Below are 9,239 nucleotides of genomic sequence, written 5' to 3' on the forward strand. Positions count from 1 at the left end.
GGCTGCGACCGCGGCCGCGGCGACGGCCCATCCCCACGTCGAGGTCCACCGCTGCCCGGTGACCAGAACGCTCGAGGCGGTGAGCACGGTCGGCGGCAGTGTGAACAGCCACCACAGCAGGCCGGCACCGACGTACAGGCCCAGCGCCCCCAGCACGAGGGTCGCTGCCCGACCGGTGGCCGGTGCGTGGCGTCGTTCGAAGCGCCGGATCAGGGTGCGGATCGACCGCACGGACGGGAGGCTGTCGGTGATCACCATGAGTCGGCCTCCACGACCTGATCGGCGACCGCCTCCACCAATTCCGCATCGTGCGAGACCATCAGCACGGTTCGGCCCGATTGTTTCTCGGACGCGAGGACAGCTGCGAGCCAGCTGCGACCGGCGGTGTCGAGGTGTTGTTCGGGTTCGTCGAGAACCAGTAGCGTGCGGGGCCGGACGAACGCTGAGGCCAACGCCAACCGGTGACGCTGCCCGCTCGAGAAGGTCACCGGAAGCCGGTCTCTGACCGCGAGCAGGTCGACCTCGGCCAAGGCCTGTGTCGCCGCGTCGAACGGGTCGGGCACCCCGTGGCCGGTTGCGACGAGTTGCAGGTGTTCGTGGGCTGTGAGGTGGGCGAAGGCGGGCACCTCGCCGAGTACCGCAGCGACCTTGCGCCGGAAGGCCCGGGAGGTCTCGTCCACGGGTGTGCCGTCGATGTCGATGACACCGGCGTCGAGTCGGTCTGCGCCGACGACGCATCGCAACAGGGTCGACTTGCCGGCGCCGTTCGCGCCGACGACGGCGCAGCATCGGCCGGGGGCGACATCGAAGTCGACGCCGGTCAGAACAGGCAGGTCACCGAACCAGCGGTGGGCGTTGCGAATGGACACGGCCGGTACGCCGCGTGAATCAGGGATGGGCATGAAAAGGGGTCTCCGGTCATCCTCGAGGAACAGAACGGTTGAGGATGGGGACCGTGCAGCAGTGACCTCGTTCGAGTCCACGCCCGGCCGAGGCCGACGGGACAGAGCGCGTGCGGGCCCCCGTTACCGGGAGCCGGGTGCTCGCGGACGGGGCCGGCCTGCGGTGTCGGGATGACAGTGGCGGCGGAGTTCGCCGCGTCGGCGTTGTTCCTCGCTCGTCGGACCGCGAACGCTTCGTCCGAAGGAGAACAGCGGATCATCTGCACAGGTGACGAGCACGAGCGCTGCGACAGCAACGACCACGATCAGCAGGCTCGCCAGCAATGTGGAACTGTCCCCGGCGGACATCGAGGCGACCGGCATGGCCGCAGCAACGAGCCAGGACAGAACGAAGAACGCTACCTCCGCCCCGTTCCTCCACCCGTAACACACGCTGCCAGTTTATGGGACCGGCAGCGGAGGACCGGAGGCGTTGGCACGTATTCGCGACCAGGTAGCCCCCGAGTTCGAGGTGCACCCGCCATGTCCACGCAGTCGCCGCTACATCGGAATCGTGCCGTAGGGAGAAAGCAGCCACGCGACCGCAGCGGAGGTGTCGATCACCTCAAGAGCCACACCGGCCCGGCGCCGGGAACAGAACACCGACACGATCATCGTCTGCGGACCGGCCGAGCCCCTGACAGGCCCCTTTCTTCGCCCTCACGGACAGTGGACCAGAACCAGTCCTCCGCTATCGACAACACCGGCGACCGTCGGCGCCTTGTCGCCGCGGGCTTCGAGGGCCTGTCCCTAGCGCACCGGTTCTCCAGCCGCGGCCGGTCCACGCCCGCTGTCGGTGCGGCAGCGGGCGTCGGTGATGCTGCCGGCGTGCTCGATCATCGGGTCGTCGAGACCGTCCTCCGATGCGGGTATCGGCGACCGCGACGGGGATCTGTGCGCTGACCTGCCCGGATAGCGGATGTCGCTGCGCTGTTCGGTGGGGGTGGAGAAGCAGTACCCGAGCATGTGCGGCGGCACTGCGGAGTCCCGCAGAGTTCCCATCGACCGAGGAGTCACCGTGCACCTGTCCACCACCACCATCGTCACCATCGCGGCGGCCATGATCGCCCTGACCATCACGCAGGACGTGCTCCTGTGCCTGAAAGAACTGGCCTACGAGCGGCAAGGCCGGTCGAACCTCTCGAGCTCACTGGCAGTGATGAACTGGTTCCGCAACCGCACCCTTGCGTCCATGTCCCAGCTCGGGTGTTGCGCGGCCGCGATCGTGGCCACAGCAGAGTTCGGGCCGCTCGCCGGTGCGGCGGTGATCCTCGCGTTCGCCGTCATTGTGGTTCGTCCGCGGCCCGGCACCCGGGAGCTGGTCGCTGAGCAGATCGCGGCCTGGCGGGCAGCGCGCCGCTGACTATCACGCATCTTCTCCGCGGGCCCAGAGTCTGAACGGCCCTGTGGGCCCGCGGAGACGGGGGCAACGACAGGGACGTGCCGTCCCGCCTGGTCACAGGGGGCGATAGGTACTGGTGTGCCAGCTGGAGACGGTAACGAGCCCCGCACCGACCGACGTCGGGTCGTCCCGTGCGCACTGCGTTTGCCAGTGCAGACCCGATCATCGGCTCATCATCGGCGGTCGCCTCGGTGAGAGCTGACGCCGGCTACTCCAGGCGAAGAACAGGCGAGGTTGCTTCACGTGTCCTTCTCCGAGACGGAGTGGTGCGCGATCTATGCCGTGATCCGGTCCTGCTGCGACGGGCCCGGGTGTGGCGGGACATGCCGTCGGTGCAGGTCACGAGCGTAGAAGGGCGGCGGGTGACCACCGGTGGCGGCGGGGCCGGATGTCGGTGGCGGTCGATACTGTCCGCGGCGTACCTCGAAGACGGGAGCGAGCACGCGTGGGGGTTCACGATGACGGGCAGGGGACCGACGCGCAGCTGCTGGTGCCGGCGGATCAGGTTCAGCAGTGGGCTACGAACACGTATCGGGTTCGGTCGTGCGAGTTGGTACTGAGCCGGACTGTTGATCCCCTGCCTGGCAGCCAGCTGGATCGGGCCGATGCGATCTACCGCTGGGAGAAGATCTCGGTGTGGGCGCGCAGCTACCTGCTCGCGGCGACCGAGAGTCTGTGCCTGTGGGCGGATCTGGTGGCGCCGTACGATCTCGTCCCCGACGCAGTCAACAGGGTGCGGATGCGCCCGTATCTGCTGCTGGCCAGGTCGGGACTCGAGGCAGCGGCACACGCCATCTGGTTGCTCGACGTTCCGACCCGGACATTCGAGGAGTGTGTGAAACGGCATGTCCGGCTCATGCACCACGACTTCACCCTGCACAAGCAGGCACTGGAGGCGCGCGGGAGCGACGCCGGCCGGATCGAGGATCGGATCGCGAAACTGAAGGAGCGCGCCGCCGGACTTCCTTTCGAGGTCACGCCGACCGATAAGCCGCCGGGATACGAGAAGTTGGTGCGCAACGCAGCCACTGTGGTCGGCAAGGACGCGAACGAGTGGGCGTATCTCTGGCAGGCGGCCAGTGGAGCCGGGCACGGCCAGAACTGGTTCGGCATCGAGGGCTTCGACCTTCGACCGACTCGGGAATATGAGCCGGGGCACTTCCGGACGATGTCGGTGCCGGACTCGGTCTACATCACCGAAATGATCGAGGCCGCGGCCGCTGCACTTGCGTGGGGCACCACGCGGTGGCTGGACTATGGCGGCCATGACCGGAGCCTGATGTTCACAGCCATGCGAGAGGTCCACGCCAGGATGCCGAAGAAGCCAGGGGGCACCAGTTCGTAGGCACGTTGCGAGCCTGCGCGTTTGTGTCGGGGATCGGCTGCCGCCCCGCCCCGACTCCGTTGAGCGTCGGATGGGGCGGGAGCGGGCGAGCCAGCGGGTTCTAATAGGCCCTCTGCGGCCTGCATGGGGTGAGGTCAGCCGAGGAGCTGTTCACCTGCCCACTTCATGCCTTCCCACAGGACCCGGCCGCCGATGCCGGCGAGCAATCCGTCCGTCAGCGCGCGGGTGTGCCGGGTATTCGATGCGTGTAGATGGCGGGTGAAGACTGACCCCAGAGGGCAATCGATTCGATGGATCGGACCCCGTCGATACACTCCACACTTGCAACATGCAGCCATTGATCGCTTGTCTGCTGAACTAGGCGACGGCAGTCTCGCGGAGACGCGCTCGCACCACGTACTGCTGAAGGATTGGCTTTGAACATTCCCGACATCGATTTCACCCGCATCCGGTCCATCGGCCCTGCGGGGCAACGGGGAGGGTTCGAGCAGTTCATCTGTCAGCAAGTTGCGCAGGTGTCGCCGGCGACCGATGCGAAGTTCGTGTCGCTTCACGGCGACGGTGGTGACGGCGGCGTCGAGTGCTACTGGACCCTCCCCGATGGTGATGAACACGGTTGGCAGGCGAAATACTGGACGGACCACAAGAACGTCGACAAGACCCAGCTCGACAAGTCTGTGAAAGCAGCGCTGGAGCAGCATCCGAAACTGACGAAATACACCATAGCCATTCCGACGGACCCGACCGGTCGCACCGCCCGCACCGGTAAATCCCTGCTGGAAAAGATCCATGATCCCGGCGGATGGCTCGAAGGCTGGCGGACGATGACCACCGATGACGGCCGGTCAGTCGAGTTCGAGATCGAGATCGAGTGGGAGACGAACATCGTCGATCGTCTCAACCGGCTCGATACCTCGGGAACCCAGCGCCGGTACTGGTTCGACGTCGACGTTCTCAGCAACCAATGGTGGGAGGACCGCAAACAGGACGCGGTCGACGCCGCACGGCCCCGCTACATGCCCGAACTCAACATCGACGTGCCGGCGGCCAGGTCCATCGCGGCGCTCTGCTCCGACGACGAATGGTGGCAGTTAGTCCTCGACCAAGCCGATCAGACCACCAAAGCAGTCGAGAAACTCGACTACGCAACCGACGAAGTGATAGCTGCCGACTTGAACGAGGCCCGTGCCGCCGCCGAGAGCGCCACCGGCGCGATCACCGCGTGGCATTCTTCACGAACCGCCGCTGGACTCGGTGACGTTGAGCAGTCGCTCAAGGATGCCTCTGCTGTCGTCGCAGGACAAGAAGCGCGTGAGGCCCAAGCGCTGACTGACGCGCACGGCGACTGGGACAGCCAAAGCTGGCGGCAATATCAGAGCGAGTACATGGTGCGGTTTCCCGCTGCCGCCGTCGACTACCTTCGTGAGCTGGGGCAGAAGCTCGAGGAAGTGACTCGGCTACTGATCAGCCCAGAAGGCGCGCTTGCTGGTGCACAGGTCGCTCTGATGACCGGCCCTGCCGGCATCGGCAAGACCTACCTCGCCATCGATGCCGTCGTTCGTCGCCTAGCCAAGGGCCGGCCCAGTGTCATGATGCACGGCCGCTGGTTCAACGGCCATGAGCCGCTTGCTCATCTTCGCGACGTCCTTCAAATGCCGCCTGACTTGACCAGTGAGGAGACCATCGCTCTTCTCGACGAAAGCTCCCGTGCCGCCGGCGCGCCGACCCTTCTTGTTATCGACGCGCTCAATGACACTCGGCCGCGGTCATTGTGGCGCGACAACCTCGACCGGCTCATCACCATTCTCGGTCGGTACCCGAACGTCCGGCTGCTGCTGACCGCTCGCACTCATTACGTCGCCCAGGTCCTCCCGCCCGGTCTCACTCTGGAGCGGTTCGAGCACACGGGGTTCGAGGGCGTCGAGTTCGAAGCGGTCAGTGAGTATGCCGGGTTCTACGGTCTCGAGCCGCCTACGGCGCCACCCATTCATGGCGAGTTCGACAATCCTCTGTACCTACGCCTTGTGTGCGAGGCGCTTCAGGCCAATCATCGACTCTCGCTGGACCAGGCCGACTTAGGTCTCGACGAGCTCACGAAGATGATCCTCGACAACGCCAACAACCTCGTCAGCGACCGCATCGATGCCTCACCCTCCGACCGTGTTGTCCACCACGCCATGCACGCACTCGCTGCCGCGATCGCCGACGCGGGCGGGGACCCGCTCACCCGCCCCGCTGCCCGAACAGTGTTGACTCCGATCTGGTCCGACGTCAGCGCTGAGAAGTCCCTGCTCGACGCGTTGATCGCGCAAGGTCTCGTCGAAGAGGACGTGATCCCAGACGGAAGCCCGTACGGCACCGATATCGTCGCCATCACATTCGAACGCATCGGCCACCACCTCATCGTGTCCGATGCCCTGCGTGCGATCACCGATGTCGGCGACGTCAAGGCGCAGTTCACCGGCCGTCTCGGGCAGCTCATCGGACTCGGTGGCACCACTGACCTCGGCATTCTCGAAGCAACTTCCGTCGTCCTCGCCGACCGACTCGGGATTGAACTGACCGAACTCCGCGACGAGATCGACGATGACGACGCGCTTGCCGCCGCCGTTATCGCCGGGATCGGCTGGCGCTCCACCGGCTCGATTACAGAGAAAACCGACGCCGTCGTCGTCGCTGCCCTCCGCCGCGAAGCTACCTGCGACGCTGCTCTCACCATGCTGTTCCGCCTCGCGGCACGACCCACACACCCACTGAATGCCGACTTCCTCCACGGCTTCCTCAGTCGATTCAGCATGGGTGACCGCGACGGTTTCCTGGCTGTCTGGCTGCACTTCACACATGGAACCAACGGCGCTGTTGATCGCCTTATCCGTTGGGCACGTGAGAAGCCCCTGAACGAGGTCGGCGGAGACACTACCCGCCTGTGGACTACCGCGTTGTTGTGGACGACCAGCGCCACCGACCGCCGCGTCCGCGAACCCGCAACCGTTGCGGCAGCACGCCTACTCACCCGCCACCCGAGCCAAGCGGCGAGACTGCTGCAACAATTCGCTGCGGTCGATGACGAGTGGGTCGCCGAGCGCGCCCTTGTGGTCGCGTACGCCGCCCTACTGGCGGACGGAGCCATCGACGATTGGGCAGCTGCGGCCGAGGTGGTGTGGGCCAAGTTCTTTGAACGTCCAGCGGACCTCACACCGAATGCGGCCGTTCGCGACGCTGCCCGGAGCATTCTCGAAGCTGCAGCAGACCGTGGCGCGCTTCCCGCCTGCGTCACCGTCGATCAGTTCCGCCCGCCATACACGAGCGACTGGCCTCTGGACTGGCCTACCGAAGCCGACATCGAACCCTACGACAACAGCGACTACCCCAAGCTCGTGCGTTCCAGCACCGACGACGACTTCTGCCGCTACTACGTCGAGTACGAACTGAGAGGCAGGCCCGACGTCGAGATTTCCGCGGGAGCCAGGTGGGTTGTCGAAGAGGTCATCCGCCTGGGCTACCGGCCGAAACGGCACAGCTCGTTCGACGGCTACGTCATCGCTACCCACGGCTTCGGACGCGGCAAACCCAAATGGATCGAACGCATCGGCAAGAAATACCAGTGGATAGCACTCAACCGCCTCATTGGCCATGTCTCCGACAACGCTCCCAAGACGCCCGGAAAGTGGGACCCACCAGCACCGTCCGTACCCGGCCCCGCGACCACAATCTCTCGACAGATCGATCCGACCATTCACGAGTTTGCACCTGTCGACGACAGCCCGCGATCCTGGGTGCCCACCTATGACTGGGACGCCCCAGCCGGCAAAGCGGACTCCCAATGGGTCGCCGACGACGCTGACCTACCCACCATCGACGTCGCCGACGCCGAGTTCGACGAGCGCCCCTTCATCGTCCTGTCGGGTTTCTACGAATGGAACGATGCAAACCAACGCGAACGGTCACGTGGCATATGGACCCATCTCTACCCGCACCTCATCGACACCACGGATCTGCCCGCAGCACTCGCACAACTCGAAGGCAAGGACTTGACCGGACGGGATATCTCTAGAACGCCAGAGACCACGTATGGGTACGTCGGTGAGTTTCCCTATGGCCACCACCACGGTGCAATGATTCACACCATCGGCCACGAGTCCAAACCGCTCAGCGTCCCCACTCGACCCGCCTCCTGGCACATCTTGGGCGAATACGAGTACGCTCCAGGAGACCACGAGACGGTCTCTGTCGATGCGCCTGCTCCCGAATTTTTCGGGACCGCCCCCGGAAATCTCCGGTGGAATGGACGAAATGGCTGGACCGACACCACCACCGGCCAACTCGTCGCCGTCCTGCGCCACAGCGTCAATGCAAGTCGGAACGAACTTCTCGTCGACCGCGCGTGGCTCGAGAACTGGCTCACCAGTGCGGAGAAATCTCTCATCTGGGTCGAAAACACGGGCAAGCAGGTCCTACTAGGCCGCGGTGAAACCACCCATCCCGGCGAGCTCACTCGCTCCCAAGTGCACGCTTGGACACCCGGCTCTGATGTCCGAACCTCAGCTCCAGGCTGGCAGCGTTTTCCCGCCCGTGGCGAGTAGCCCGCCGCATCAATATCCCGGCTGGAAAAGCGGGTTTGTCCAGTAAGGACACTCCCGTCCTTACTACATTCCATTGCAGGAAGAGCCGTGAAACCTTGCGTTGATGCCCCTACATCGCCGTCCTGGCAGGTCCGTCAGTTGTGAGACGGCTCTACTCGTCTAGGGAGTCGGGGCCCGCCCACATGAGCCGGGCTGTTTTCTTTCCCAAAGCGGGCTGGAACACCACGGTGATGTCGCCGTCATCGGCGACTCGTCGCGTCACGATTTCACCCGCTTCGAACACGGCTCGCATCCTTCCGAGGGGGATGACGTTTGCACCAACCGAGACGTGGAGTGAAGCGTCGACGGCCAACGCGTGGGGACCTTGGGGTTCGGTGACGCCTTTGTGGAGGGTGACGGTGATCTTGTCCCACCCGACCGTGATGCTCCCGTCTTGGAGGAGGCGAGCGGTGCGGATGATCTCGGATGCTTCGTCGGGTTCGACGGAGCTCATGTCGGGCACCTTGATCTCGTGATCGGCGTACTGCTGGATAGTGGCCAGGGCGTGGACGTAGTCGTGCTGAACCGCTGCGACGCGGCTCTCACGGTTGCGGGGACGGTCGTTGTCGAGGACGACGTCAGCTTTGCGTCGCGGCACGCGGGGGTCTGACATCCGGAAGGTATTCGGAGCGTAGGCGTGGCGCACAAGGGCGATTGCCGGCGCAATGTCGGAGACAGAGCGTCCGGTCATGTCGCTGAGTGTGAAGTTGTAGGTCACTGTCCAGCCGTGTTCACGTTTCTTCGACAGGATTTCGACGGTAAGGATTCCGGAGGGATCCGTTCCGTGTGTCGAGCGGCCGGTTGAGGTTCCCCCCGAACGGTGGACAAGGGGGTTACATCCTTCAGGCGGCTTCCACCCGAAGTGAACGCTCGTAGCTGTCGGGACTGAGCATCCCGACCGCAGAGTTCCGTCGAACAGTGTTATAGAA

General features: G+C 64.8%; 8 protein-coding genes and 1 pseudogene. 4 read left to right on the forward strand and 5 right to left on the reverse strand.

Annotated features, from left to right (window positions below):
* From WAX14_RS05555 to WAX14_RS05565, 3 genes and pseudogenes are all read right to left on the reverse strand, one after another.
* Positions 1–258 (reverse strand): annotated as a pseudogene (locus tag WAX14_RS05555) (ABC transporter permease); the annotation flags it as partial.
* Entirely contained in the window at positions 252–902 is a 651-nt protein-coding gene (locus tag WAX14_RS05560) for an ABC transporter ATP-binding protein (RefSeq protein ID WP_422627093.1), read from the reverse strand. The pseudogene WAX14_RS05555 and the gene WAX14_RS05560, both read right to left, overlap by 7 nt.
* A gap of 123 nt (positions 903–1,025) precedes the next feature.
* Positions 1,026–1,205, reverse strand: coding sequence for a DUF6412 domain-containing protein (locus tag WAX14_RS05565; protein WP_422627097.1), 180 nt, complete (start codon positions 1,203–1,205; stop codon positions 1,026–1,028).
* Between WAX14_RS05565 and WAX14_RS05570 the strand changes: the two genes are divergently transcribed.
* Complete coding sequence (locus WAX14_RS05570) at positions 1,171–1,329, forward strand: hypothetical protein (protein WP_422627098.1); 159 nt, start codon at positions 1,171–1,173, stop codon at positions 1,327–1,329. The genes WAX14_RS05565 and WAX14_RS05570 overlap by 35 nt on opposite strands.
* A 362-nt stretch (positions 1,330–1,691) precedes the next feature.
* Here WAX14_RS05570 and WAX14_RS05575 read toward each other — a convergent pair whose 3' ends face one another.
* Positions 1,692–1,943, reverse strand: coding sequence for a hypothetical protein (locus WAX14_RS05575; protein WP_145964746.1), 252 nt, complete (start codon positions 1,941–1,943; stop codon positions 1,692–1,694).
* Positions 1,944–1,959: 16 nt separating this feature from the next.
* Here WAX14_RS05575 and WAX14_RS05580 point away from each other — a divergent pair, with 16 nt between their 5' ends.
* From WAX14_RS05580 to WAX14_RS05590, 3 genes are all read left to right on the forward strand, one after another.
* Entirely contained in the window at positions 1,960–2,304 is a 345-nt protein-coding gene (locus WAX14_RS05580) for a hypothetical protein (RefSeq protein WP_106201694.1), read from the forward strand.
* A 484-nt stretch (positions 2,305–2,788) separates the two neighbouring features.
* Positions 2,789–3,688: a hypothetical protein gene (locus WAX14_RS05585; RefSeq protein ID WP_422627094.1), complete on the forward strand. Its 900-nt coding sequence runs from the start codon at positions 2,789–2,791 to the stop codon at positions 3,686–3,688.
* Positions 3,689–4,104: 416 nt separating this feature from the next.
* Positions 4,105–8,271, forward strand: coding sequence for a hypothetical protein (locus WAX14_RS05590; RefSeq protein WP_422627095.1), 4,167 nt, complete (start codon positions 4,105–4,107; stop codon positions 8,269–8,271).
* A 151-nt stretch (positions 8,272–8,422) separates the two neighbouring features.
* Here the strand turns inward: WAX14_RS05590 and WAX14_RS05595 are convergent.
* Positions 8,423–9,239 (reverse strand): hypothetical protein (locus WAX14_RS05595; RefSeq protein WP_422627096.1); only part of this gene is annotated, 817 nt, incomplete at its 5' end.

The sequence above is a fragment of the Rhodococcus sp. (in: high G+C Gram-positive bacteria) genome (genome assembly GCF_049299235.1).
In the GTDB taxonomy this organism is placed as follows: domain Bacteria; phylum Actinomycetota; class Actinomycetes; order Mycobacteriales; family Mycobacteriaceae; genus Rhodococcus.